This is a genomic window from Polynucleobacter sp. UK-Kesae-W10 (genome assembly GCF_018881575.1).
GTDB lineage: Bacteria > Pseudomonadota > Gammaproteobacteria > Burkholderiales > Burkholderiaceae > Polynucleobacter.
In genome coordinates, this window is the sequence record NZ_JACVQB010000001.1 from 141,239 (window position 1) to 166,063 (window position 24,825).

The 24,825-nt window shown below is 46.2% G+C and carries 20 protein-coding genes and 1 riboswitch; of the genes, 5 read left to right on the forward strand and 15 right to left on the reverse strand.

Annotation, left to right across the window (positions count from 1 at the left end):
* Positions 1-16: 16 nt before the first annotated feature.
* The 8 genes from ICN24_RS00780 to ICN24_RS00815 form a co-directional block, all read right to left on the reverse strand.
* Positions 17-3,052, reverse strand: coding sequence for an efflux RND transporter permease subunit (locus tag ICN24_RS00780; protein WP_216220725.1), 3,036 nt, complete (start codon positions 3,050-3,052; stop codon positions 17-19).
* A 7-nt stretch (positions 3,053-3,059) separates the two neighbouring features.
* The gene (locus ICN24_RS00785; protein WP_216222143.1) at positions 3,060-4,199 is read right to left on the reverse strand and encodes an efflux RND transporter periplasmic adaptor subunit; all 1,140 of its coding nucleotides are present in this window, start codon (positions 4,197-4,199) and stop codon (positions 3,060-3,062) included.
* A gap of 169 nt (positions 4,200-4,368) precedes the next feature.
* Entirely contained in the window at positions 4,369-5,910 is a 1,542-nt protein-coding gene (locus ICN24_RS00790) for an efflux transporter outer membrane subunit (RefSeq protein WP_216220727.1), read from the reverse strand.
* Positions 5,911-6,037: 127 nt separating this feature from the next.
* The gene (glmS, locus tag ICN24_RS00795; protein WP_216220729.1) at positions 6,038-7,870 is read right to left on the reverse strand and encodes a glutamine--fructose-6-phosphate transaminase (isomerizing); all 1,833 of its coding nucleotides are present in this window, start codon (positions 7,868-7,870) and stop codon (positions 6,038-6,040) included.
* Positions 7,870-9,390, reverse strand: a complete 1,521-nt coding sequence (glmU, locus tag ICN24_RS00800; RefSeq protein WP_216220731.1) for a bifunctional UDP-N-acetylglucosamine diphosphorylase/glucosamine-1-phosphate N-acetyltransferase GlmU — start codon at positions 9,388-9,390, stop codon at positions 7,870-7,872. Before glmU ends, glmS begins: the two co-directional genes overlap by 1 nt.
* A complete protein-coding gene (ttcA, locus tag ICN24_RS00805; RefSeq protein WP_216220733.1) occupies positions 9,387-10,295 on the reverse strand; it encodes a tRNA 2-thiocytidine(32) synthetase TtcA in 909 nt (302 codons plus the stop codon). The genes glmU and ttcA overlap by 4 nt, the downstream gene beginning before the upstream one ends.
* Before the next feature lie 32 nt (positions 10,296-10,327).
* Positions 10,328-10,723, reverse strand: a complete 396-nt coding sequence (locus ICN24_RS00810; protein WP_216220734.1) for a dihydroneopterin aldolase — start codon at positions 10,721-10,723, stop codon at positions 10,328-10,330.
* A gap of 23 nt (positions 10,724-10,746) precedes the next feature.
* On the reverse strand, positions 10,747-11,556 hold the full coding sequence (locus ICN24_RS00815) for an SDR family oxidoreductase (RefSeq protein WP_216220735.1): 810 nt from the start codon (positions 11,554-11,556) through the stop codon (positions 10,747-10,749).
* A gap of 25 nt (positions 11,557-11,581) precedes the next feature.
* On the opposite strand from ICN24_RS00815, the gene ICN24_RS00820 reads away from it, so the two are divergent.
* Complete coding sequence (locus tag ICN24_RS00820) at positions 11,582-12,769, forward strand: class I SAM-dependent methyltransferase (protein ID WP_216220736.1); 1,188 nt, start codon at positions 11,582-11,584, stop codon at positions 12,767-12,769.
* 6 nt (positions 12,770-12,775) lie between these two features.
* Here the strand turns inward: ICN24_RS00820 and ICN24_RS00825 are convergent, their stop codons facing one another.
* The 3 genes from ICN24_RS00825 to ICN24_RS00835 are packed head-to-tail and all read right to left on the reverse strand — an operon-like array spanning position 12,776 to position 16,791.
* Positions 12,776-13,900 (reverse strand): polynucleotide adenylyltransferase, encoded by a 1,125-nt coding sequence (locus ICN24_RS00825; RefSeq protein WP_216220737.1) that lies wholly within the window; start codon positions 13,898-13,900, stop codon positions 12,776-12,778.
* Complete coding sequence (locus ICN24_RS00830; protein WP_216220738.1) at positions 13,900-14,808, reverse strand: complex I NDUFA9 subunit family protein; 909 nt, start codon at positions 14,806-14,808, stop codon at positions 13,900-13,902. The genes ICN24_RS00825 and ICN24_RS00830 overlap by 1 nt, the downstream gene beginning before the upstream one ends.
* 24 nt (positions 14,809-14,832) lie before the next feature.
* Positions 14,833-16,791: a transglycosylase SLT domain-containing protein gene (locus ICN24_RS00835; RefSeq protein WP_370623084.1), complete on the reverse strand. Its 1,959-nt coding sequence runs from the start codon at positions 16,789-16,791 to the stop codon at positions 14,833-14,835.
* A gap of 87 nt (positions 16,792-16,878) precedes the next feature.
* On the opposite strand from ICN24_RS00835, the gene ICN24_RS00840 reads away from it, so the two are divergent.
* Positions 16,879-17,496 carry a 5-formyltetrahydrofolate cyclo-ligase gene (locus ICN24_RS00840; protein WP_255532520.1) on the forward strand — a complete coding sequence of 206 codons (618 nt, stop codon included), beginning with the start codon at positions 16,879-16,881 and terminating at the stop codon, positions 17,494-17,496.
* A 13-nt stretch (positions 17,497-17,509) separates the two neighbouring features.
* Here ICN24_RS00840 and metF read toward each other — a convergent pair whose 3' ends face one another.
* The 3 genes from metF to metK all read right to left on the reverse strand — a co-directional run bounded on the left by metF (position 17,510) and on the right by metK (position 21,227).
* A complete protein-coding gene (metF, locus tag ICN24_RS00845) occupies positions 17,510-18,358 on the reverse strand; it encodes a methylenetetrahydrofolate reductase [NAD(P)H] (RefSeq protein ID WP_370623106.1) in 849 nt (282 codons plus the stop codon).
* Positions 18,359-18,373: 15 nt separating this feature from the next.
* Complete coding sequence (gene ahcY, locus ICN24_RS00850; RefSeq protein WP_216222145.1) at positions 18,374-19,819, reverse strand: adenosylhomocysteinase; 1,446 nt, start codon at positions 19,817-19,819, stop codon at positions 18,374-18,376.
* 61 nt (positions 19,820-19,880) lie between these two features.
* Positions 19,881-19,993, reverse strand: a riboswitch (S-adenosyl-L-homocysteine riboswitch).
* A 67-nt stretch (positions 19,994-20,060) separates the two neighbouring features.
* The gene (gene metK / locus ICN24_RS00855; RefSeq protein WP_216220741.1) at positions 20,061-21,227 is read right to left on the reverse strand and encodes a methionine adenosyltransferase; all 1,167 of its coding nucleotides are present in this window, start codon (positions 21,225-21,227) and stop codon (positions 20,061-20,063) included.
* Positions 21,228-21,438: 211 nt separating this feature from the next.
* Between metK and ICN24_RS00860 the strand changes: the two genes are divergently transcribed.
* From ICN24_RS00860 to dapF, 3 genes are read left to right on the forward strand one after another with little or no spacing between them, the layout of a single operon-like run.
* Positions 21,439-22,299, forward strand: a complete 861-nt coding sequence (locus ICN24_RS00860) for a lysophospholipid acyltransferase family protein (protein WP_370623085.1) — start codon at positions 21,439-21,441, stop codon at positions 22,297-22,299.
* Positions 22,300-22,321: 22 nt separating this feature from the next.
* A complete protein-coding gene (locus tag ICN24_RS00865; protein WP_216220743.1) occupies positions 22,322-23,221 on the forward strand; it encodes a lipid A biosynthesis acyltransferase in 900 nt (299 codons plus the stop codon).
* A gap of 58 nt (positions 23,222-23,279) precedes the next feature.
* Positions 23,280-24,134 (forward strand): diaminopimelate epimerase, encoded by an 855-nt coding sequence (gene dapF, locus ICN24_RS00870; protein ID WP_216222148.1) that lies wholly within the window; start codon positions 23,280-23,282, stop codon positions 24,132-24,134.
* Positions 24,135-24,154: 20 nt separating this feature from the next.
* Here the strand turns inward: dapF and pyrE are convergent, their stop codons facing one another.
* Positions 24,155-24,823: an orotate phosphoribosyltransferase gene (pyrE, locus tag ICN24_RS00875; protein WP_216220745.1), complete on the reverse strand. Its 669-nt coding sequence runs from the start codon at positions 24,821-24,823 to the stop codon at positions 24,155-24,157.
* Positions 24,824-24,825: the final 2 nt, after the last annotated feature.

Sequence of the window (24,825 nt, forward strand, 5' to 3'; positions counted from 1 at the left end):
ATGTTTAGCAGCTAACTTATTCTTGTTTGAACTTTTTCTGATGATGATCAGCACCCATGAAGAGGTACATGGCAGGCACCACGAATAAAGTAAATAAAGTACCAATCGATAGTCCCGTAAAGATCACGATACCCATAGACTGACGGCCAGCAGCACCTGCGCCTGAAGCAATCACCAGAGGCAATACCCCCAAAACCATCGCTGCCGTAGTCATTAAGATTGGTCTTAAGCGAACGCTGGCAGCTTCCACAATGGCATCAAGCTTACTGCGACCCGCCTCTTGTAATTCATTAGCGAATTCCACAATCAAAATACCGTGTTTACTAATCAGGCCCATGAGCGTGACAAGACCTACCTGTGTATACACATTCAAGGTTGTAAAGCCTAAGTTAATGAAGATCAGTGCCCCAAAGAGTGCGAGCGGTACAGATACCAAAATCACAATCGGATCACGGAAGCTTTCAAACTGAGCAGCCAATACCAAGAACACAATCAATATCGCAAAGAACATTGTTACTAAGAAGCCACCAGATTCAGCCATGAACTGACGTGAAGGTCCGGCGTAATCCATGGTGTAGCCATTGGGCGCAACCTCTTTTAGGGTCTGACGCATGTACTCCAGCAAATCAGCCTGTGAAATAAATGGCGTGCTCACTCCAGAGATCGTCGCCGAATTCAATTGCTGAAAGTGATTAATCGATTGTGGAACTACTTTTTGCTTAATGCTAGCAATCGTACGCGCCTGAATCATGGCACCACTTGGAGTACGAATGTAGTAGTCCAAAATTTGATCGGGGTTTAAGCGATCCACCTGCTTCACCTGTGGAATCACTTTATATGAGCGTCCAGCGACCGAGAAGTAATTTACATAACCGCCGCCCAAGGCTGCAGAAAGCGCAGCGCCTACTTGTTGCTGTGTCATACCTAAGGCCGCTACTTTTTCGCGATCGATCACGAGGACATCTTGCGGCTTATCGATTTTTAAATCGGAGTCGACAAAGAAAAAATTACCGCTACGACGGGCCTTATCCAATACAGCCTGAGAAACCTCATTGAGCTGCTCATAAGGCTCTGTTGTGTTAATGACCACCTGAACAGGAAGTCCTTGAGCACCTGGAAGCGCTGGGAACTGGAAGGCAGCAACTCGAGCGCCAGCAATCGTATTCCACTTTTGCTGCATATCTTCTTGAAACTTAGTCGCATTACGACTGCGTGAGCTCCAATCTTTTAACAGAATGCCGCCAAAACTCGATGTCGGGCTGGTAATTTGGAATGCTTGTTCGTATTCGGGCTCAGCAGCTGCAATCGCATAGATCTGATCAGCATAGGTTTGCATTTGATTGACCGTGCTGTTGGGCGGCCCCGAAGCCTGCATCAAAACAATGCCCTGGTCTTCCGTTGGCGCAAGTTCAGCACGCGCTGTGGCATAGAGATAGGCAACGCCACCTAACAAAATAGCGCCCATCACAATAATTACTTGCCAAGTACTTAATAAATCTCGCAAAGTGGTTTGATAACTATGATGAACCTTGTCAAAAATTTGATCGATCTTTTGAACAAATGATGAGGCCTCTTGTTCTTCGGTAAAAATACGCGAGCACATCATCGGCGATAGTGTCAGCGCAATTAAACCGGAAACCGCTACGGCGCTAGCTAAGGTAAATGCAAATTCGGTAAACAAAGCACCGGTTAAGCCACCCTGAAATCCGATCGGAATGTATACCGCAATCAAAACCACAGTCATCGCTAGAATTGGGCTTCCTAGTTCACGCGCAGCAATCAAAGAAGCCTCCAGCGGAGACTTGCCTTCTTTCATATGCCTATCAACGTTCTCCACCACAATAATTGCGTCGTCTACCACCAATCCAATGGCCAAAACTAGAGCCAATAAGGTGAGCAAGTTAATGGAGTAGCCCAAAATCTGCATCAGGAAGAAGGTCCCAATCAGAGACAGAGGCATTGCAATTACCGGCACGGCGACTGCACGAACGCTACCCAAAAACAGATAAATCACGACCGTCACAATGACCAAGGCCTCTAGCAAAGTAGAGACAACTTCATCAATAGAGCTCGTGATGAACTCAGTCGAGTCGTAAACAATCTTGCCATTCATACCAATTGGCAATTGCTTTTGAATATCAGGCACAGCGTCTCTGACGCGCTGCGCAACATCTAATAAGTTTGCTTGTGGAGCAACCTTGATGCCAATAAAGACAGACTGCTTGCCGCTAAATGCGACATTCGTGTTGTAGTCCTCAGAGCCCAAGGAAACATTGGCAACTTGATCTAAATAAACAATATTGACGCCATCTTTTTTAACAACGAGCTTACGGAACTCATCAAGCGTGTGCAAATCCGTACCGGCTACCAGGTCAACTGAAACCATGTCACCCTTGGTGCTACCTACTGCTGATAAGTAATTATTGGCTGACATCGCGCTATACACATCATCTGCGCCAATACCCAATCCAGCCATCTTTTCTCTATCCAGCCAAGCACGCAAGGCAAATTTTCTGCCGCCAATGATTTCTGCGTTCTGGACACCTTCTACTGAGTCTAGCTTTGGCTTAACGACGCGTAACAGGTAATCTGTAATGGCGTTATTGGGTAACTGGTCGCTGTAAAAGCCCATATACATAGCTGCAGTCGACTGGCCAACCTGAACAGTCAGCACTGGTTGTTGAGCCTGTGGGGGGAGTTGGTTCTTAACTGCACTAATTTGCGTTTGAATCTGGGTCAACGCAGCATTGGAGTCATAGTTCAACTTCAGGGTAGCAATGATGGTGGAGACACCACTAACGCTCGTAGAAGACAAATAATCAATCCCTTGAGCTTGCGCTACAGAAGCCTCTAAAGGCTGCGTAATAAAGCCAGCAATCGTTTCTGGATCGGCACCATAGTAGGCAGTCGTAATCGTAACGATCGCATTTTGGGTTTGTGGATATTGGTTCACCGGCAAAGAGCCGATTGCCTTCAAACCAAATACCAGCACAAGCGCACTAACTACCAGCGAGAGCACTGGCCTGCGGATGAATATGTCGGTCCAATTCATCTGCTACTTATTCCTGTGGCTTAGGATCAGGTGAGTTTGCTGGAAGCACCTTGTTATTGATAATGAGCGGCGTTCCGTTTTTCAGTTTTAGCTGACCACTTGTCACAACCGTAGCACCCTCATCAATACCTTTGAGAATTGCAACTTGATCACCACGTGTTGCACCAGTAGTCACGAATACCTGCTGGGCTTCAAGCGCTGGATTGCCTTGCTTATCCTTCTTGCCAGTAGGCTTAGCAATAAAAACTGTAGACCCATATGGGTTGTAAGTCACCGCCGTCTGCGGCAAGGTTAATAACTTCACTTGATCGCCAAGCTTAATATTCACATTAGCAAACATGCCAGGAAGAATTTTCTTATCCGGATTGGCAATTTGTGCTTCCACTTGGATATTGCGTGTATTGGTATCAACCTTAGGACTTACCGCAGTAATCTTGCCAGTAAAACTCGCATCCTTAAATGCATCGGTAGTCACAACTACATCCTGTCCAACGACAATCTGCTCGGCATTGCTTTGTGGCAAATTGAAGTCCACAAAAATAGGATCTAAAGTTTGCAAGGTAAGCAACTTATCCCCAGGATTGACAAACTGACCAGGGTTAATAGAAACAATACCTACGCGACCACTAAAAGGTGCCTTCAGATTTTTCTTGGCTACTAGCGCAATCTGGGATTCCACTTGTGCCTGCTTTGATTTGGCATCTGCTTTACTGGTATCAAAGACGTTTTTACTGATAGCCTGAATCGCCAATTGCTGCCTATCCCGTTCATTAATTACCTTAGCAAGATCTGCCATGGCTTTTAAAGAATTTAATTGGGCAACATCAGAAGCATCGTTCAATTTAATGAGTAGATCGCCTTCTTTAACATCCTGACCCGACTTCACTGGCACCGTTTGTACTAAGCCACCGATTTCAGTGCTCAGATCAACCCCTCTAAAGGCACGCACATTACCTACGCTAGTTAATTTTGGCTGCCAATCTGTTGCTTCAACCACCATCGTTGATACAGTCGCTGGCGGTAAACCCATGCCAGAAATGAAATGCTTAATCATGAAAGTCTTGAATTGATTAAACGCAAAAATCAGTCCAAGTAATAAAAACACTCCGCACAACATGATGGTCATGCGACGCTGCAAAGGTTCCATCGCCATGAGCTTGGCATATGCTTTAGTACCGCGCCACTTGGCACCCATGCGCGCGTAAAACGCTTTGGCTTTTTCCCAAAGGGAAATCGCTTTATCACGTAATTTCCATTGCTCAGCTTTTAACTTAGACCACGCCCACAGGGCTAGGACAGCAGCAATCAGCTTGCTCTTAATTGTTTCCAGAAGTTTCATTTTGATCTTTATTCGCTATGTCTTTTGGTTTAAAGGCAGGGCCTTCACGGTTCCACCAGCCACCGCCTAATGCTGCAAATAATGCTGCCGTGTCTGAGAAGCGGGTAGCTTGCGCTGCTACAGACTTTACTTTTGCCTGTTGATACTGGTTTTGGTAGTACAGCACTGCTAGATAACTAGCTGTACCTAATTTGTATTGCTGCTGAACCAGGTCTAATGTTTCGTAGGCATAACGCTCAGCATCAGATGCTGCCTTTAAAGCCTGTGCACCTGTCTCAAGCGCTCTTAATGCATTAGCAACTTCTTGAAAAGCATTTAAGACCGTTGCTTGATACTGAAAAGCTGCTTGCTCATAATTCGCAATTGCACCGCGACGTTGCGCCAACAATTGTCCGCCCTGAAACAGGGGTTGCAAAATTCCACCGCCAAGCGACCATAGAGAAGAGTTTGGGCCAAACAAAGCTGCCGATGTTAAGGCTGCCGAACCAATCGCGCCAGTGATATTGAATTGTGGCAAGAGATTAGCTGTTGCAACACCCACAAAAGCGTTCTGGGCTTTGAGCTGAGCCTCTGCAGCACGTACATCAGGGCGTTGACGAACCAAGCTAGAGGGGACTGAGAGCGGAAGCTTCTCTGGTAAATGTAAATTGGCTAAATCAAACTTTGCAATATTGGCATTGCTAGGCAATTCACCAACCAACACTGCTAATTGATTGCGAGCAAATGCGAGGTTTCGCTCGTAGTTAAATAAATCAACCTGCGAATTCGAAACCAAGGTTCGCTGTGAAGTGACATCTACTTTAGAGACTGTACCAATCACCAATTGCTTCTCAGTAACCTCAGCAAGATTGGTTTGCGCCTTCAAAATTTCTTCGGTTGCCTGCATTTGCGCACGCAAGGCTGCCTCTTTGACGGCGCTCGTAACTACGTTTGCAGTCAATGATAGATATGCACCCTCTAATTGAAACTGTGCCACTTCTGCTTGCGCCCTTGCGCCCTCTACAGCTCGGCGAGCTCCGCCAAACACATCGAGCTTATAAGTGACGTTTACAGAGGTGTTGTACAGGTTGTATGTATCAGAGCCATATGGCAATCCATAAAGAGCTGATGGCTGAAGTTGCCGAGTTACACCAGCACCAACATTTACCGCCGGAAAATATTGACCACCAATTTGTGCATTCACATTCTCTTGCGCGGCACGCAAGGCTGCATCTGCAGCGCCTAAATTTGGATTTTGTTCTAAAGCCTTTTTAATTAAAGCATCTAACTCAGGAGATTTATAAAGCTCCCACCAAGCAGCCTCGATATCTGCTCCCTCAATAATTTCTTGTTCCGTACCACCCGGAACACCTGGAGCTGTAGCTAATTGCTTCGATAAAGGGCCTTCGGTATACGAGGAAGTTTTTGGCGCTTCTGGCTGTTTAAAGTCTGGGCCTACCGCGCATGCAGAAAGCACTCCTGCGCAAATTGGCAGAAGCAAATACATACGACGCGGATGAAAGGCTTTTGACGAAAACATAACTTGCAGCAAATATCCTCTTGAACAAGGCTTATTTGAACACAAAAATGCAATCAGGGCCTCGTAAAGCCCTGATTTAATTACTGAATTTTGTTCACAACTTTAGATGAAAGTCAAATTCGAAAAATTATTCGACCGTAACGCTTTTTGCCAAGTTACGAGGCTTATCCACATCAGTGCCGCGAGCACAAGCGGTGTGGTACGCCAATAATTGGAGCGGAACTACGTGCAATATTGGGGATAAATTACCGTAGTGCTCTGGCAATCGAATGACATTAATACCTTCACTACTCACAATTTCAGTATCTTGGTCTGCGAAGACATATAGCTTGCCTCCCCGCGCCTTCACCTCTTGCATATTTGATTTCAGTTTTTCCAGCAACACGTCATTGGGCGCAACTGTAACCACAGGCATCTTATCTGTTACCAGGGCCAATGGTCCGTGCTTTAACTCGCCAGCCGGATAGGCTTCTGCATGGATATAAGAAATCTCTTTTAACTTAAGCGCACCCTCAAGTGCGATTGGGTAATGCAGGCCACGCCCCAAAAACAACGCGTTCTCACATTTTGCAAATGCCTCACTCCATGCAATGATCTGTGGCTCAAGTGCAAGTACAGAATGAATCGCTTTGGGTAAATGGCGCAACTCGCGCAGAATTTCTTTTTCTTTTTCAGCAGAAATTCTGCCAGCGCGTTTCGCAAGTGAAACCGCTAACAAATAGAGTGCCAATAGTTGGGTTGTAAATGCTTTGGTAGATGCCACGCCAATCTCAGCACCTGCCTTAGTTAAGAAGTGCCAATCTGTCTCGCGCACCATGGCGCTGCTAGCCACATTGCAAATTGCTAGGGTATGGCGATGTCCCAATGACTTGGCGTGACGCAATGCAGCCAAGGTGTCTGCAGTTTCACCAGATTGGGAAACCACCACAATCAAAGCTCTAGGATTTGGCACAGTAGTGCGGTAACGATACTCGCTCGCAATCTCCACTTGTGTAGGAATGCCAGCAATATCCTCCAACCAATACTTAGCAACGCATGCGGAGTAATAGCTTGTGCCACATGCCAAAATCAGAATTTGATCAAAAGCATTCCACTCTTTTTCATTGGCACCAAATAACTCAGGGCCAAAAGAAGCGATATTGGCGAGCGTGTCACCAATTGCACCAGGCTGCTCAAAAATCTCTTTTTGCATGTAGTGCTGATAAGGGCCTAGATCAACAGAGTCTGCCTGCGCAGGCATTGGCTTGCGATCGCGCTGTACAGAGTTGCCAGCCTGATCAATTAACTCAACGCTATCTGCTTTTAAAACAGCAACGTCACCCTCATCCAAATACATCATTGAATGTGCGCGGCCTGCTAACGCGAGTGCATCTGAAGCCAAGAAATTTTCATTCTCACCAAGAGCGACGACCAATGGAGAACCAACTCGCGCGCCAACCAAAATATTGGGCTGATCTTGCGCAATAACACCAATGGCATAAGCGCCAAATAATCGCGGCAATACCGCTCTTACTGATTGAGCAATATCCTTTTGTCCGCTAGCAACATACTGTTGATGAATTAAATGTGCAATCACTTCTGTATCCGTGTCAGAAGTAAATATATAACCAGCACCCTTAAGCTCTGTACGTAACACTTCGTAATTCTCAATAATGCCGTTATGGACAACCGCAATCAAATCATTTGAAGTATGTGGGTGGGCATTTTGGGTGTCAGGCTTACCATGGGTTGCCCAGCGGGTATGCGCAATACCTAATGTGCCAAAAAAATCTTTACCTTGCTCGGCTAACTCCGAAACACGGGCTGTTGTACGGGCCCTCTCAATAGGGTGAGCAGCATCATCAGCATTAATTACCGCGAAACCACAAGAGTCATAACCACGATACTCCAGGCGACGTAAGCCCTCAACCAAAACATCAACGATGTTTTTATGGGACGCAGCGCCAACAATACCGCACATTATTTTTTACCCTTTAAAGTTTTTTTGACTGCTTTCTTAACTACTTTTTTGCTTGCCTGCTTGGTAGCTTTCTTGGCAACAGTTTTTTTAGCGCTTGCTTTTTTTGCCGCTGCTTTTTCTTTTTTCACTGGCCTTTGCCATTGCAGAGAAATTTGTTTTGCTCTTGATACCGTAAGTTGATTTGCTGGCGCATCTTTAGTGAGCGTTGTTCCAGCACCTAATGTAGCTCCACGTCCAACACGTACTGGAGCAACCAACTGAGTATCTGAACCAATGAAGACATCATCTTCAATAATAGTTTGATGTTTGTTCACACCATCATAGTTGCAGGTGATGGTTCCTGCACCAATATTCACACGTGATCCGACAACAGAGTCGCCAACATAAGCCAAATGATTCGCTTTGCTATTGGCAGCGATCTTGCTGTTCTTTACTTCCACAAAATTGCCGATGTGAACGTCATTCGCTAAATCTGCACCAGGACGCAATCTTGCGTATGGGCCAATCACCGATTGATTGCCTACCTTTGCGCCATCCAAATGACTGTAGGCATGAATAGCGACGCCCTTACCGACTACGCTATTGCGAATGATGCAGTAAGGGCCAACCTTAGTTCCTGCAGCCAAAGTAACGCAACCCTCAAACACACAACCCACATCAATAAAGACATCGGTTCCGCACTCTAAAGTACCGCGTACATCAATACGCACAGGATCGGCAAGCGAAACGCCGTTATCCATTAGCTGATTAGCGATATTGAGTTGATGAACGCGCTCGAGGCTTGCTAATTGGTCGCGACTATTAACGCCAATCGTTTCAAATTCTGCATCCGCTTGAGTGGTACGAATCGGCACATTGTCTTTGACAGCCATCGCAATCACATCGGTTAAATAGTATTCACCCTGAGCATTGCTGGCACTTAATGACTTGAGCCATTTCTTCAGAGAGGCCGTTGGCAGCACCATGATGCCAGTATTAATTTCTTGAATTGCTTTTTGTGCGGGCGATGCATCTTTTTCTTCAACAATCGCTTCGACCGAGCCATCGTTGCCGCGCACAATACGGCCATATCCAGTTGGATTGCTGAGGTCTTGCGTCAACAAAGCCAGAGCAGAATCTTGACCACGAACACCATCGGCTAATTTAGCCAACTTTGCCAATGTTTTTTGTGTTGTGAGCGGAACATCGCCATATAAAACCAAGGTAGGTACTTGGATATCTAATTTAGGCAATGCCTGAAGCAATGCATGACCAGTACCTTTTTGTTCAGCCTGAAGCGCTGTAACGACTTTGGTAAAGTGCGCATCTTCTTTGGCGGCAGAAGTTAAGAATTCTTTTACGTCCGCAGCGCCATGACCAACTACAACTACTGGGCCCGTTTTAGCGGATTTAGCTTGTAGCGATAAAGCGGTATTCAGGACATGCTGAAGAAGAGGTTTTCCTGCCAAGGTTTGCAGGACCTTGGGCAATGCGGACTTCATCCGCTTTCCTTGCCCAGCAGCCAATATGACGATATTCATAAAGGGGGATTATAAGTCCCCTGAATCATGGTTCCACAAGCCAATTCATCTAAATCAGCCTCATCAATTGCCTTATCGCCGGCCGATCTAGCGGCAATGCCAGTCAGCTCAGTCGAAATCTCTAAATTTTGGAAATCAAAGGCTTCCGCATCCATTAAATGGGAGGGCACGATGTGATGCATAGCGCGGAATAAGTTTTCTACACGCCCAGGATGCTTTTTCTCCCAATCTCGCAACATTTCCTTCATTACCTGTCTTTGGAGATTTGGCTGACTACCGCATAAATCGCAAGGAATAATCGGGAAATTCATATCAGCGGCATACCGCTCTAATAATTTTTCAGGAACGTAGGCCAAAGGTCGAATGACGATGTGCTTGCCATCATCAGAACGCAACTTTGGCGGCATCCCTTTTAATTTGCCGGCATAAAACATATTGAGCATGAGTGTCTCAAGAATGTCATCTCGATGATGGCCTAAGGCAATTTTGGTGGCACCCAATTCATCTGCAACGCGATACAAAATTCCACGGCGTAAACGCGAACACAGGCCACAGGTTGTCTTACCCTCAGGGATAACGCGCTTCACAATGCTGTAAGTATCTTGCTCTTCAATGTGGTACCGAATTCCCAAGCCTTTTAAATAATTTGGCAAGATTTCTGCAGGAAAGTTAGGTTGCTTTTGATCTAAATTAACGGCAATAATTTCAAAATTAATTGGCGCACGTTCACGCAGCTTCATCAAAATATCTAGCATGGCATAGCTATCTTTACCGCCAGACACGCAAACCATGACTTTGTCACCGTCTTCAATCATGCCAAAGTCGCCAATAGCCTGACCCACTAAGCGACAGAGTTTTTTCTCTAGCTTATTTTCTTCAAAGATCACTTTACGAATATCGCCCATAACAATCTTGCTCTTTTCTAAGCTCTAATATCTCAAGAAGTTTTGATGCGAAATACTTCAACACCCACTGAATGGCAGTCAGGATATACGTCCGGCTTAGCAGTGCTCACACGAGCCGCTAGTACCTTTGGGTGTTGCAACATCGCGCTGACGATGTCGTCACAAAAAGTTTCTTGCAGATGAATATGGCCCTTAGATGCCCTGTCTTTAATGGTTTCGCGCATAAAGTCATAATCAACCACCTCATCAAGCTGATCATGGGTAGGCGTATTCATTGCTAGGGGAATATATAAATCCACGTTCAGAATAACGCGCTGCTCTGCTTTTTTCTCAAAGTCATGAACGCCAATATTGATATAGATTTCATAGTCACGCAAAAACAAACGGCGACAGTCAATCAAAGCGGGATGAGAAAGAATTGCATGCATAAATAGGTGCTTTGTAAAAATACTTAATGAGTTTTGAACATCACGTCGCGTGATGAAGGTAGTAAATGTTGTCCGCCATCAACATACAGTGTTGTTCCGGTAATCGCGTTAGAGTCCGCCAAAAATACTGCGGCCTTCGCAATGTCAGTTGGTGTTGATGATTTTCCAAGCGGCGTCATTTGATGCGCCTTGTTAAAGCCAGCCTCTGTTTGATCTCCCGAAGGCAAAGAAATGCCAGGGGCTAATCCAACCACCCTTAAGTGTGGGGCAAAATCCATTGCCAACAACTCAACCGAGCATGCAAGGGCTGCTTTAGATAAGGTGTAAGACAAATAATCTGGATTGAGGTTAATGAGTTTTTGATCTAGCAATTGAATGACTGAGGGAAGAACACCCACGGTGTCACCTTTCGCTTTTTGATATTCAAACATCAGCTGAGATAACAAGATAGGGGCTGCGAGATTGACCTCCATGTGCTCTTGCAAGCCTTTGGCACTCAGTGGCGTAATGGAATTGGCGCGGTCATATTCAAATATAGAGGCGCTATTGACCAAGCATTGCAAGTTTGGAAATTCCTGACGAACCGCCAGAAAAAGGTTTTCAGCGTCTTGTGCCATGGCTAAATTGGCTTGAAAGGCCTTCGCCTTCACGCCAAGACCCTCAATTTGGGCAACGGTTTCAAGAGCCTCCTGCTTGGATCGCCCATAATGAATGGCCACATCCCACCCTTGGCGCGCAAACTCCAAAGCAATTTCACGACCTAGGCGCTTGGCAGCGCCGGTCACTAAAACGGCTTTTCGTTCTGAAGGTGGGTTGGTTGAACTCGGGTTCAATTAAATTCTCTTAGACTAGCGAGCTATGGATATTACCTTGACCAGCCTCGAAGCGGGGCACAGTGAGCTTCTGAAGGCCAAAATAGCCTCTCAGATCGACTCAGAGGGCGGTTGGATACCCTTTTCCAGATATATGGAAATGGCGCTCTATGAGCCCGGTATGGGCTATTACAGTGCAGGAGCCCATAAATTAGGGGCAGGCGGAGATTTCACAACCGCCCCAGAGCTCACCCCCTTATTTGGGGCGGCAATTTGCTCTACCCTCATTCCAGTACTTGAGGGCCTAAAAAAGCAGGGCTTACCTACGCAAATTTTAGAGTTTGGTGCTGGAACCGGCAAATTAGCTACCTCTATCTTGAGCCGCCTACACGATTTGGAGTTCATATTAGACCGCTACGACATTGTGGAAATCTCACCTGATCTCGCACAACGTCAACAAGAGCGTATTAAAAAAACGATTGCGGAACTGGGCAACAAAACACAATGTCATTGGCTTGGCCAATTACCGCAAGATTTCAAAGGCATCATTTTGGCAAATGAAGTCATTGATGCCATACCTTGTGATGCCATCATTTATCAAAATGGATTTTGGTATTGGCGTGGTGTCTCTTTTGAAGGCAATCAATTTATTTGGAAAGTGGGTGCGCCAGTTGAACAAGAGCTCCTTCCTGAAAGCCTTTTAAGTGGAAACTTTTCGGAAGGCTATGTCACCGAACTGCACACCCCCGCAAATGCTTGGATGCATCAGCTTACTCAGCATATGCATAGCGGCCTGTTTCTCACCTTTGATTACGGATTCCCAGAGAGCGAGTATTACCATCCACAAAGACTAGAGGGCACTTTGATGGCCCATCACCGTCACCATGCTATTCAAGATCCTTTTTATTTGCCAGGCCTGTGCGACCTGACTACTCACGTAGATTGGTCACAAATTGCACGCAGCGCTCTCACAGAAAATGTCGATGATGTTTATCTCACCAACCAGGCTGCATACCTATTGGATGCGGGCATCGGCGATATTGCTCTAGAGATTGGGGACCCAGGGAATCCGGAAACTTTTTTACCGATCTCCAATTCGCTTCAAAAGCTCCTATCCGAAGCAGAGATGGGCGAATTATTTAAAGCATTCGCTTTTTCTAAAAACTTACAGAAAATTCTGCCGGGCTACACCTTAGAAGATCTGCCTGGACTACGCGGCAGAAATAGGCTGTAAAAATTACTACTGTAGCGCCGTAGTAATTGCCGCCAATCGCGCAGCTTCAAATGCGCTACCAATACGCTCACCGTTTGAGCGATCTTGCGCAGCTACACCCGCAATAATTTCTGCAGTGTTAATTGACTGTGCATTACGCATTGCTTTAATGAGCGGGGAAACTGATAAACCTAACTTTTCGGCAAGGCTGAGTAGTGCCTGACTACGATCTGGCTTGCGCCAGACATCGGCACGATTAAACCAAGCCAAAACACCAGACGCTTGATAACTATCTTGACTCTGATTTACAAAGGCGAATAGCTCACTGAAAATTTCACAAAAGTCACGCACTTCAATTGGCATGCGCACGCAATCTGCCCATGAACGGATCTCGCTTGCGGGTAACTGCATGAGGGTGATGGCACAACGTTCTTCTAGGCTGTTACCAGCCGCATCAAAATAGGCAATTAATGATTCCCGAAAAGTTTCATCAGCCAACCTAGCAGTCAATGTGGTCGGAAGGATTGTTTTAGCTGCATCGCTATCTAAAAGCACCTGAAACAGATGCATAGGCTTACTAGCCACCAAGCCTCTTGCCAGCTCTTGCCAAATGCGTTCAGCAGAAAGTGCGTTGAGCTCACCAGCTCGCACAATCTCCTGCAAAGCTGCCATCGTTTCTCTTGCAACGTTAAATTGTGGAAAGCGTGCAGCAAAACGAGCAATCCGCAACAAGCGAAGGGGATCCTCCGCAAATGCATCAGACACATGACGAAATACTTTTGCCGCCAAATCTTCTTGGCCGTTATAAGGGTCCAGAATTGGTCCTATCCACTTACCATCGGGACCTACTTCTTGTGCCATGGCATTGATGGTTAAATCTCGGCGCTGTAAATCTTGCTCAAGAGTGACAGAGGGATCGGCGTAAAAATGAAAACCTTTATAGCCCTGACCTGTTTTGCGCTCCGTGCGCGCTAAAGCATATTCAGCCTGAGTCTTTGGATGCAGAAACACTGGGAAATCTTTGCCAACGGGACGAAAGCCCTTAGCAATCATTTCTTCAACGCTTGAACCCACCACCACGTAATCAATATCGTGGACTGGCAACCCCATCAAAGTATCTCGAATTGCACCGCCTACGGCATAAACCTTCATTACTGCATGCCCTCTAAGCTACGCCGACTAATTTTGAATACTTCCATCAAGGCATCCTTGCCATTGGGTGGCAATGTATTTGGTAAGCGCATGGATGCAATGTTATCGCGTGACATCAAGGTTGGGCCTGGTAAGAGCTCAAAAGCCAAGGCCTGGAGATATCCAACAAATGCTGGCACCGGAATGATTGCGCAAGATGTCTTCGCCTTACGCGCAGAAAACTCCACGATCTCTTTCATAGAGTAGACCTTTGGCCCGACTAAGTCATAAGACTGATGAATAGTTTGTGGCATCGTGAGCGACTTTACAAATGCAGTTGCCACATCATCTACGCTCACCGGCTGAAACTGGGCCTGGTGATTTGCTAAAGGCATAGCAGGAAATAATTTGGTTAACTTGCTAAATAAATTAATAAACTGATCTTGGGCACCAAAAATGACTGAGGGTCTAAAAATGGTCCAATCTAAATCACTTGCCTTTACAGCCGCTTCGCCATCACCCTTACTACGCTGATACATCGATGGCCCATTGGAATCTGCGCCAAGGGCACTCATATGCAAATATCGCTTGAGGCCATGTAACTGCATTGCCGTAATAATATTTTTTGGCAAGTCAACATGTGCTGCTTTAAACACATTTCCATAGGGAGCGGCCGGTTTGTCATGTAAAACACCGACTAAGTTAATCACAGCGCCATTTGGCTTAATTCGAGAACACAGCGCTTGTAGTTCATCAAACTCATGTACATCGGCATCCTCAAGATGCACCTTGGGTAACATTCGCAATTCACGTCCAGCGGTAACGTGACTTGTGGGGATCAACACCGAATAATTGGCCGCTTGTAATTGCGCAGCTATTACACGGCCTACAAAACCATTACCGCCAATTAATAAAATGTCATATTGCATGCGGAGCCTTTTTTAGCACTTCAGTTAAGGCAGCTCAGATTGTGTTGCTGCCTTTGGTGTAATTACACCCAAGCGTTGCTTCAAAGATTGATACTGGCCATTCATCACTGATGAATAATAGTTTGCATTCGACAAAACATTCTTTACGTAGGTGCGCGTTTCATTAAATGGAATGGTTTCAGCAAAAATAGCACCCTCAGTAGGTCCGGTTAATTTTTCACGCCAAGCCTTCGAACGCGAAGGGCCTGCGTTATAGGCCGCAGAAGCCAATACCCACGAGCCATCCAGATCAATCAACACCATATTCAGATAATTACTACCTAAGGTGAGGTTGGTATTGGTATCACTCAATTTGTCATTGGTGTAATTCGTCATACCAATCTTTTTAGCAACATACTTGGCCGTATTAGGCATCACCTGCATCAGCCCTGATGCTCCAACTGAGGAGGAAGCATTCATAATGAAGCGCGACTCTTGGCGAATCAATCCATATGCCCAGGCCAAATTCAAATCAATCTGTCTGGCTATAGGAGACAACTCCTCGCGATACGGTGTGGGGTAACGCAAGCTAAAGTCGTGCTCTTGTTTAGTTCGGTCAGCAGTGTTGACCACGCGGTCATATAAATTAATACGCTTAGCGTATTCAGCAGCGGCAAGCAATTGCTTGTCCGTCATATTGCGCAATTCCCAATTCCACTCACGATTGCCTTCAAAGCGCAGATTCATGGCATACAAGCGCTCGCCACGAATAAATCCTTTACGACTTGCCATGGCATCAATTTCTTGCTCACTGACTTTTGTGCGGGCTGGCGCATGATTCGATTTACCCAACTCTTCACGAGCTAGCTGACCATAAAAGTTATATTGATCAGCGATCAATTCATAACTCTCACGAGCTTTAGCATCCTGCCCCTCAGCCTTTAATGCACGGCCATACCAATAAGTCCAAGCAGGGTCCTTGCTGCGTACGGCAGGATTCATGCCGTCTATCGCATTCTTTACCAAGACCCAATCTTTGGCGCGCAAACCTGCACGCACTTTCCACTCTTGTGATTCAACTGAAAGTAATTCGTTATAGCCAAGCTCTTGTTGCAAGCGGTAAGCATCATCTGCATTGGGATCTAATTTCTTTGCTAGAAATTGGCCAATCACACCATAGGCAACCGCTTGATTCTCTTTGCTATAGCGTGATGCATTTTGTGAAAAGTCGCGATAAGCCTTTGCAGGATCTGCTTTTGCAGCTTTCACTACATCGGCAATAGGATCTTCTCCACCAAGTCGGCGAGCCATGGTGTCATAACCCTTCTCACTTGCAGCGCGACCAATCGCCTTTGCTTCACTAGGTGACATACCGCCAGCAGCTACTAAGGAAGGCACTAACTCCTGACAGGCTTGGCCAAAATAGCTCGGATCCAACAATACCGAACGCGAATCTATTGCAAGTTTGGTTGGGTTCTCACCCTGAGATAACTTCGATAAAAGGGAATAACACTTCACTTGAGTATCGTCATCTAAAACAAACTTGGCGTACTCTGCATCAAAGCGTGACCAGTCTTTGCGTTTACCGAGCACCAATAACCAATCATTACGCATACGATCCGCTAGTGCAGTACCTTGGTATTGATTTAAAAAGGCAACTACTTGGGCATCAGCGGCATAGTCATTTCGAGCTCCGCCAGCACTATCAAATAGCTGAGGCTTGATACGGAAATATGCAACATAATCATCGAATGGATAATTTGCCAAATTAGAGGCTAGTTGCTGAGTGCGGAATACATCATTCTTCTTGGCCGCCTCACGTAAATCAATAAACATGCGATCGGTGTCGGTAATTTCTGCAGGGGCAGCCTTGCTTTCGTAAGACTTAGGCAAAGTGGGTTTTTTCAGTTTTTCAGCATATCCCTGGGATGCACTAAAGGTGAGGCCCAAAACAAGAACCTTTATCCACTGCTGACAAATGCGCGTTTTCAACTTCGTTTTCACCATCTAACCCTGTATCGATAAATTAGGCATTTCATTTGCGCTAACTTGATTACTATATCTTCTAATTTTCGCCTGATAATGGTTCATATGCACGAGAATTCACCAAAAACTCTTCGCCAAAACTTACTCCAAGAGCGAGCTGCATTTGCAGCTAAGCAAGATTACGCTCAGATTCAAGCTGACCTAATAGATCACTTAAATCAATTGCTGGCGGAACAGGGCAGCTCTTGGCAATCTATTGCCCTATATTGGCCAATTCAGGATGAAGTCGATTTACGCTCTACCTTACTGGCCTGGGTCAAAAAGGCCCCCAGCCGAACGCTTACGTTACCTTTTGCTCGCCCAGATAAACATCTCGACTTCTATCAATGGTGCCAAGGCGACAAATTAATACCTAGCAAGCATGGCGTACCAGAACCCGATCCGAACAATGCCACAAGACCGCTCCTCAACCCAGACTGCATTCTCATTCCTTGTGTAGGCTGGTCTAGCTCGGTTGTCGACGGAAAGACACATTACTGGAGACTAGGTTACGGCGGCGGCTACTTTGATCGTACCTTGGCAGAACTCAGAAAGAAAAACCCCAAGCTTGTTTGCATTGGGGTTGGTTTTGATTGGCAAAAATTAGATGATGCACAATGGTCGGCCCAGACACATGATGAACCGCTAGATATGCTGCTTACCGAATCAGGTTTACTACGGTAATGACTAGCTAGGCTTATTTCGTGAGATCTAAGTTATCAGCAATCGCTAAAACGGCATCAGCCTGATTGAGTGAATAGAAATGTAAACCTGGAGCGCCTGCAGTGAGTAGCTGGTCGCACAAATCTGTCACTACCTCTTCGCCAAACGCACGGATTGAAGCAATATCATCACCATAAGACTGCAGACGCAAACGAATCCAGCGCGGAATTTCTGCGCCACAAGCATCTGAGAAACGCAATAACTGCGTGCTATTGGTAATCGGCATGATGCCCGCAATAATCGGTTGAGTGACCCCTAAATCATAGGCCTCATCCACAAAGCGGAAATACGCATCACTGTTATAAAAATACTGAGTCACAGCAGAGTTCGCGCCCGCCTTCATCTTCTGCACAAAGAAATCTACATCACTTGCAGGTGACTTTGCTTGTGGATGTGTTTCTGGATAGGCTGCCACGTCAATATGAAACCAATCGCCCGTTTCAGCGCGAATAAATTCCACCAGTTCATTAGCATGGTGAAACTCACCATACTGACCCATGCCAGAAGGTAGATCTCCACGAAGTGCAACAATCCGCTTCACGCCTAAAGCCTGATACTGCTTAAGCATTTCTCTGACGCTCTCACGCGAGCTGCCAACACAAGATAAGTGGGGAGCTACCGCAGCACCAGCAGCATGAATATCGCTTACCACTTTTAATGTACCAGACTGTGTCGAACCACCGGCACCAAAAGTTACGGAATAAAACGAGGGCTTCAGCGTTTCGCTGAAACGCTCACGCACGAGATGTAGCTTGCTCTCACCTTCAGGTGTTTTTGGAGGAAAGAATTCAACGCTTAATTCCATAATTTTGTGCCTAGGTATCTTTAAAAAATTGGATTAATAACGATAGTGGTCAGCCTTGTATGGGCCTTCCTTCGTTACACCAATGTATGCAGCCTGTTGGTCGCTCAATACAGTCAACTGAGCATTGAGCTTCTTGAGCTGTAAACGTGCAACCTTCTCATCCAAATGCTTAGGCAATGTGTAAACACCGATTGGGTATTTATTTGTACCAACTGCATTCCATAATTCGATTTGAGCAATCACTTGGTTTGCAAATGAAGAGCTCATCACGTATGAAGGATGTCCTGTACCACAGCCAAGATTAACCAAACGGCCTTTAGCCAAGATGATGATGCGCTTTTCGGGCTGACCATTGGCGGCTGGGAAAATGACGTGATCTACTTGTGGCTTGATTTCTTCCCACTTGTATTTCTCGATACCAGCAACATCGATCTCGTTATCAAAGTGGCCAATATTACAAACGATGGCTTGATCTTTCATCTTCGCCATGTGGTCATGGGTAATGACATGGTAGTTACCAGTTGCAGAAACGAAGATATCAGCTTTATCAGCAGCGTAATCCATCGTCACAACACGATAGCCTTCCATCGCTGCTTGCAATGCACAGATAGGGTCAACTTCAGTTACCCATACTTGAGCAGATAAAGCGCGCAATGCTTGAGCTGAACCCTTGCCTACGTCGCCATAACCACAAACAACAGCAACCTTACCGGCAATCATCACATCAGTAGCACGCTTGATTGCGTCCACCAAAGACTCACGGCAACCATAGAGGTTATCGAACTTGCTCTTAGTGACAGAGTCGTTGACGTTGATTGCTGGGAATTTGAGTTCACCCTTAGCAAACATTTGATACAAGCGATGTACGCCAGTAGTAGTCTCTTCGGTAACGCCTTTAACTTTTTCTAAGCGTGTTGAATACCAAGTTGGATCTTGCGCCAATTTTTTCTTGATCGCTGCAAATAAGATAGTTTCTTCTTCGCTAGTTGGGTGGCTCAAGCAAGCTTGATCTTTTTCAGCGCGTGCACCGAGGTGCAACAACAAGGTAGCGTCGCCACCGTCATCCAAAATCATGTTGGTGTAGCCACCATCAGCCCACTCAAAAATGCGGTGCGTAAAGTCCCAATATTGCTCGAGTGTTTCACCCTTGATCGCAAACACTGGAGTGCCATTAGCAGCAATTGCTGCAGCAGCGTGATCCTGTGTTGAGAAAATATTGCATGAAGCCCATTGCACTTCTGCACCGAGTGCCTCAAGGGTCTCGATCAATACTGCAGTTTGAATGGTCATATGCAGTGAACCAGTAATGCGTGCACCACGCAATGGCTGTTGTGCAGCAAACTCATCGCGAATAGCGATTAAGCCTGGCATTTCAGTTTCAGCAATGGCAATTTCTTTGCGGCCAAAGTCAGCCAAAGAAATATCAGCAATTGCGCAACGAGTTGCAACAAAGTTATCTAAATCAGAAACGGTATTCATTAATGCTCCAGCTAAATACGATCCAATGCTGGAGTAGAAACTCGCTAGCCATTGAATCATGGGTTAGCGAGCGCGGTTGCAATTAGCAAACTCTGGGGGTTACCTTAGAGCCCACTCCCTTCAAGCCTGGGGAAGTGCTGGGTATCAGCATTCCTTGCAACGCTCCTTGAAGGTATGCCGTAATTGTAAACAATTACGGCATATTTCGCCTCAATACAGCTACAAACTACGTATTTCCTACTTACAGACCTGCTGCGGCACGTAATGCAGCCGCTTTATCTGTTTGCTCCCAAGTAAATTCTGGCTCTTCACGACCAAAGTGGCCATAAGCAGCAGTCTTCTTATAAATTGGTCGCAAGAGATTCAACATCTTCACGATGCCTTTAGGGCGCAAGTCAAAATGCTCAGACACCAATTGAGCGATCTTCTCATCTGAAATCTTGCCTGTACCGAAAGTGCTCACCATCACTGAAGTTGGTTTTGCAACACCAATCGCATAAGAAATTTGGATCAAGCATTTGCTTGCCAAGCCTGCCGCAACTACGTTCTTAGCAACATAACGGCCAGCGTAGGCAGCAGAGCGGTCAACCTTAGATGGGTCTTTACCAGAGAATGCGCCGCCGCCGTGAGGGGCTGCACCGCCATAGGTGTCCACAATAATTTTGCGTCCAGTTAAGCCGCAGTCACCTTGAGGGCCGCCGATAACAAAGCGACCTGTTGGATTCACCAAGAAGTTAATCGCACCTTTGATCAAATGCTTAGGCAATACTGGTTTGATGATTTCTTCGATAACCGCTTCACGCAATTTCTCGAGAGAAATATCTTCATCGTGTTGGGTTGATAAAACAACTGTATCGATTGAGTCAGGCTTGCCATCTACATAACGTAATGTCACTTGTGACTTAGCGTCAGGGCGTAACCAGTTCAGGCGGCCATCACGGCGCAATTGAGACTGACGCTCTACCAAGCGATGTGACAAATGAATTGGTAATGGCATGAGCTCAGATGTTTCATCACAAGCATAGCCAAACATCAAACCTTGGTCGCCAGCGCCTTGATCTAAGCCGTCATCATGGGCTTTATCAACACCTTGAGCGATATCTGGACTTTGCTTATCGTATGCAACCAATACTGCACAACCTTTGTAGTCGATACCGTAGGCAGTGTTGTCATAACCAATTTCACGCAAGGTATTGCGCGCCACTTGGATGTAGTCAACGTTTGCATTAGTAGTAATTTCACCTGCGAGGACTACTAAGCCGGTGTTACATAAAGTTTCTGCTGCAACGCGTGCAGTTGGATCTTGCGCCAAGATGGCGTCAAGAATCGAATCAGAAATTTGGTCAGCTACTTTATCGGGGTGGCCTTCAGAAACGGATTCTGAGGTGAAGAAGTAATCATTTGCCATTGCATATTCCTTTAAAAATTAACACGATCTATGGGACAACTCGACGTGCCAGGAACCACAACGGCGACGCTTTAGCAGAATTTTTGAATCGCCCTGCAAGTTGTCTTAACTCAGCGATATTTGAATTTTAGCGAAAAAGGTAAATTTCAGCAAGAAAAGGCTAGTTATCCACTTTCTACCGAATCGCTACAGCATTGAATATCATTGGGGGGTGCGAAAACTCCTTCTCAAAATTGGCCTAAATATGATTGCTGTGCTTCCCCTTGCGGCAGTGCAGGTATTAGGTTCATTACTGGGCATGCTTGCTTATGTGGGTTCACAACAATATCGCTCGCTTTTCAGGCCTCAATATGAGTCTGTAGTGAATACTCGCAAACTTCCACTCGAGCTGTGGAAGGCAATCAGGGCATCTGGCATGCTGTTTTCAGACAGTCTTTGGATTTGGCGCAATCCCCAAAAAGCACTTCAGTTGGTTGAGGTACAAAACTGGGACTTAGTTGAATCTGCCATTAACGAAGGACATGGGCTAGTGATGCTCACACCCCACCTTGGCGGCTTCGAAATTATTCCGCGCGTCTTAGCGCAACATTTCCCTGCAACGATTTTGTATCGTCCTTCCCGCCAAGAGTGGCTCAACGAAGTTGTTGAAGAGGGTCGCGCTTACCCGAATATGCATTTCGTCCCGACCAATCTCCATGGTGTGCGCCAAATGACTAGAGCACTCACACGTGGAGAGGCTATTGGCATTCTTCCAGACCAAGTGCCCAGCGGGGGAGAAGGGGTCTGGGTTCCCTTCTTTGGGCGCCCTGCCTATACAACCCCCTTGCCAGCACGCCTTGCTAACCGCAATAGCACGCCCGTCATTATGTTTACTGCAAAACGAAAAGGTATTGGCAATGGCTGGCTAATGCAGGCCACGCGTCTTGCACCCTTCTCTGAAGACGCTAGCGTTGCTGCGGCTGAACTCAATGTAGCAATCGAGAACGCTGTTCTTATTGCACCAGAGCAATTTATTTGGTCCTATAACCGCTATAAGCATCCAGCTGGTGCAGAATTGCCACCAAGCGCCTAATTCAATCGTTATCATTTTTAGAATGGTCTGGTTATCTAACCTCTTCAATTTCTTGGCGCTCAGTCTCCTGCGCCTGTTTGCCTTTTTGCCATATGCCCTAACCATCTATGTTGGCTACGGTTTAGGCTGGCTAGCTGCCCATATTCCCAATAGCCGCGCGAAGGTTGTGAAAACCAATTTGCGCCTGTGCTTTCCCAATCTTAGCGAACCAGAAATTGATGCTCTCGCACTTGAGCACTGGAAATTATTTGGACGCAGCGTACTTGAACGCAGCCGTATTTGGCTGGGCAGCGGACGTCAAATCACTGACATTGTCACAATCGATTCTGCAATTACTCTAGGCGATCGCAAACCGCGCCTATTGATCAACCCCCATTTTGTTGGACTTGAGGGGGGCTTTATGGCTCTATCAGTATTAGCAAGTCAGCATGATTGGCCAAGAGGTGCCGGCCTTTACCAAAATATGAAGAATCCTTTTTTCAATCAAAAGATGATTGAGTGGAGAAACCGTTTTGGTGGCAAATCGATTGAAAGACAAAGCCGACTACGCGACCTCATTCGAGAAATTCAAACGGGTAACTTTATTTTTATTGCTCCCGATATTGACTTGGGGCCACGCGATTCAGTCTTTGTCCCGTTCTTTGGCATTCAGACCAATACCATTACCTCTGTATCTCGCTTAGCCAAACTCAGTGGAGCGGAAGTATGCCTGATGACGACCACTCTGAATGAGGATCGCAAAGCGTATACCTGCCATATCAGCGAGCCATTACCAAATTTTCCCAGCGATGATGTGGAGAAAGATACGGCCCGATTAAATCAATACATTGAAGAGCTTGTTCGAGAAAGGCCAGCGGAGTACTATTGGGTACATAAACGCTTTAAACATCGCCCTCCTGGCGAACCAAGCCTTTACGATTAATGAGATTTTTTTGAGCACATCTTCAAGCCATACCGGACGCAAATTGCGCTTCACCAAAATGCATGGTGCGGGGAATGATTTCATCGTACTAAATGGTATTGATCAAGATCTCAGCAACATCACTCGTGAGCAATGGCAAGCCTTGGCACACCGTCAATTTGGCATTGGCGCCGATCAAATTCTGCTCGTAGAAAAAGCGACTCGTCCCGATGCTGATTTTCGGTATCGCATTTTTAATGCCGATGGTGGCGAGGTTGAGCAATGTGGCAATGGCTCTCGCTGCTTTGTACGCTTTGTATTAGATCAAGGGCTTTCTGACAAGAACCCATTACGAGTAGAAGTGGCCCACACCGTACTCACTCTCAAGTCTCATGCCGATGGTCAAGTTGAGGTGAATATGGGTGCGCCAATTTTTGAACATGCTGCGATTCCATTTGATGCAACTGGCATCGCAAGCATGCAAGAGTTTCAAGAAGTGCTCTATGCCCTGCCTTTAGATTACCCAGCCACCCATGACAGCTTCGTCGGCGTTCTCTCTATGGGCAATCCTCATGCCGTTCAAGTCGTGGGCGATCTTGAAAGCGCGCCGGTTCTTCAAGAGGGCCCTGAAATTGAAAAACATCCAGCCTTTCCAAAAAGGGTAAATGCTGGGTACATGCAGATTGTGAACCGCAATGAAATTCAATTGCGTGTTTATGAGCGCGGTGCAGGGGAGACTCTGGCATGCGGTACTGGCGCCTGCGCAGCGGTAGTTTCAGGAATTCGAAGAGGCCTGCTGGACTCTCCAGTCAAAGTGCATACGCGTGGTGGCGACCTCCAGATTGCTTGGGGCGGCATCGTCAATGGTGTTTCACAACCCGTCATCATGACAGGCCCAGCGGTGACTGTATTTGAAGGCGAAACCGAAATCTAAGAACGTTGCCTTGCTTGTTCTTAGATACCGTATTTCTCGCGATACGCTTTTACAGCGGGCAAATAATTCGTTAGCTGACTATCGCTTGAAGCAGTCAAGAAGGCCATCAAACCAGTAAGGTTCGCTATAGAAATTACTGGCAAACCAAACTCTTGCTCAACAGCTTGTACTGCTGACTTGTCCCCAATATCAATCGCGGTTCCGGATCTCTCCATACGATCGAGTGCAATCAATACTGCTGCAGGCTCAGCACCCGCTTTACGAATCAAATCCACAGACTCTCTTACCGAGGTTCCCGCCGAAATCACATCATCCACAATGATGACTTTGCCCTTCACGGGCGCACCAACTAATACGCCGCCCTCACCATGGTCCTTGGCTTCTTTGCGGTTATAGGCATAAGGCACATTAATGCCATCATTCGCCAAAGCAATAGCCGTTGCAGCTGCGAGCGTAATACCCTTGTAAGCAGGCCCATAGAGCATGTCGAATGAAATTTTGGATTCTTGCAGTGCTTTTGCGTAATAACGACCTAGGGCGCTAAGACGAGCACCATCGTTAAATTCGCCAGCATTAAAGAAATAAGGCGAGAGTCTGCCTGCTTTAGTTTTAAACTCCCCGAAGGACAAAACCTTTGCCTCCAAGGCAAAACGAATAAAGTTATCTTGATTTGAATTATTTGAGCTCATAG

Bases quoted from the DNA above. Each gene is read 5' to 3' on its own strand.
- ahcY (WP_216222145.1), bottom strand. From the start codon at position 19,819: ATGAATACCGTTTCTGATTTAGATAACTTTGTTGCAACTCGTTGCGCA.
- ICN24_RS00820 (WP_216220736.1), top strand. From the start codon at position 11,582: ATGGATATTACCTTGACCAGCCTCGAAGCGGGGCACAGTGAGCTTCTG.
- ICN24_RS00780 (WP_216220725.1), bottom strand. From the start codon at position 3,052: ATGAATTGGACCGACATATTCATCCGCAGGCCAGTGCTCTCGCTGGTA.
- dapF (WP_216222148.1), top strand. From the start codon at position 23,280: ATGCATGGTGCGGGGAATGATTTCATCGTACTAAATGGTATTGATCAA.
- ttcA (WP_216220733.1), bottom strand. From the start codon at position 10,295: ATGGGCGATATTCGTAAAGTGATCTTTGAAGAAAATAAGCTAGAGAAA.
- ICN24_RS00790 (WP_216220727.1), bottom strand. From the start codon at position 5,910: ATGTTTTCGTCAAAAGCCTTTCATCCGCGTCGTATGTATTTGCTTCTG.
- ICN24_RS00830 (WP_216220738.1), bottom strand. From the start codon at position 14,808: ATGCAATATGACATTTTATTAATTGGCGGTAATGGTTTTGTAGGCCGT.
- glmU (WP_216220731.1), bottom strand. From the start codon at position 9,390: ATGAATATCGTCATATTGGCTGCTGGGCAAGGAAAGCGGATGAAGTCC.
- metK (WP_216220741.1), bottom strand. From the start codon at position 21,227: ATGGCAAATGATTACTTCTTCACCTCAGAATCCGTTTCTGAAGGCCAC.
- ICN24_RS00785 (WP_216222143.1), bottom strand. From the start codon at position 4,199: ATGGAACCTTTGCAGCGTCGCATGACCATCATGTTGTGCGGAGTGTTT.
- glmS (WP_216220729.1), bottom strand. From the start codon at position 7,870: ATGTGCGGTATTGTTGGCGCTGCGTCCCATAAAAACATCGTTGATGTT.
- ICN24_RS00840 (WP_255532520.1), top strand. From the start codon at position 16,879: ATGCACGAGAATTCACCAAAAACTCTTCGCCAAAACTTACTCCAAGAG.
- ICN24_RS00865 (WP_216220743.1), top strand. From the start codon at position 22,322: ATGGTCTGGTTATCTAACCTCTTCAATTTCTTGGCGCTCAGTCTCCTG.
- ICN24_RS00810 (WP_216220734.1), bottom strand. From the start codon at position 10,723: ATGCATGCAATTCTTTCTCATCCCGCTTTGATTGACTGTCGCCGTTTG.
- ICN24_RS00825 (WP_216220737.1), bottom strand. From the start codon at position 13,900: ATGAAGGTTTATGCCGTAGGCGGTGCAATTCGAGATACTTTGATGGGG.
- pyrE (WP_216220745.1), bottom strand. From the start codon at position 24,823: ATGAGCTCAAATAATTCAAATCAAGATAACTTTATTCGTTTTGCCTTG.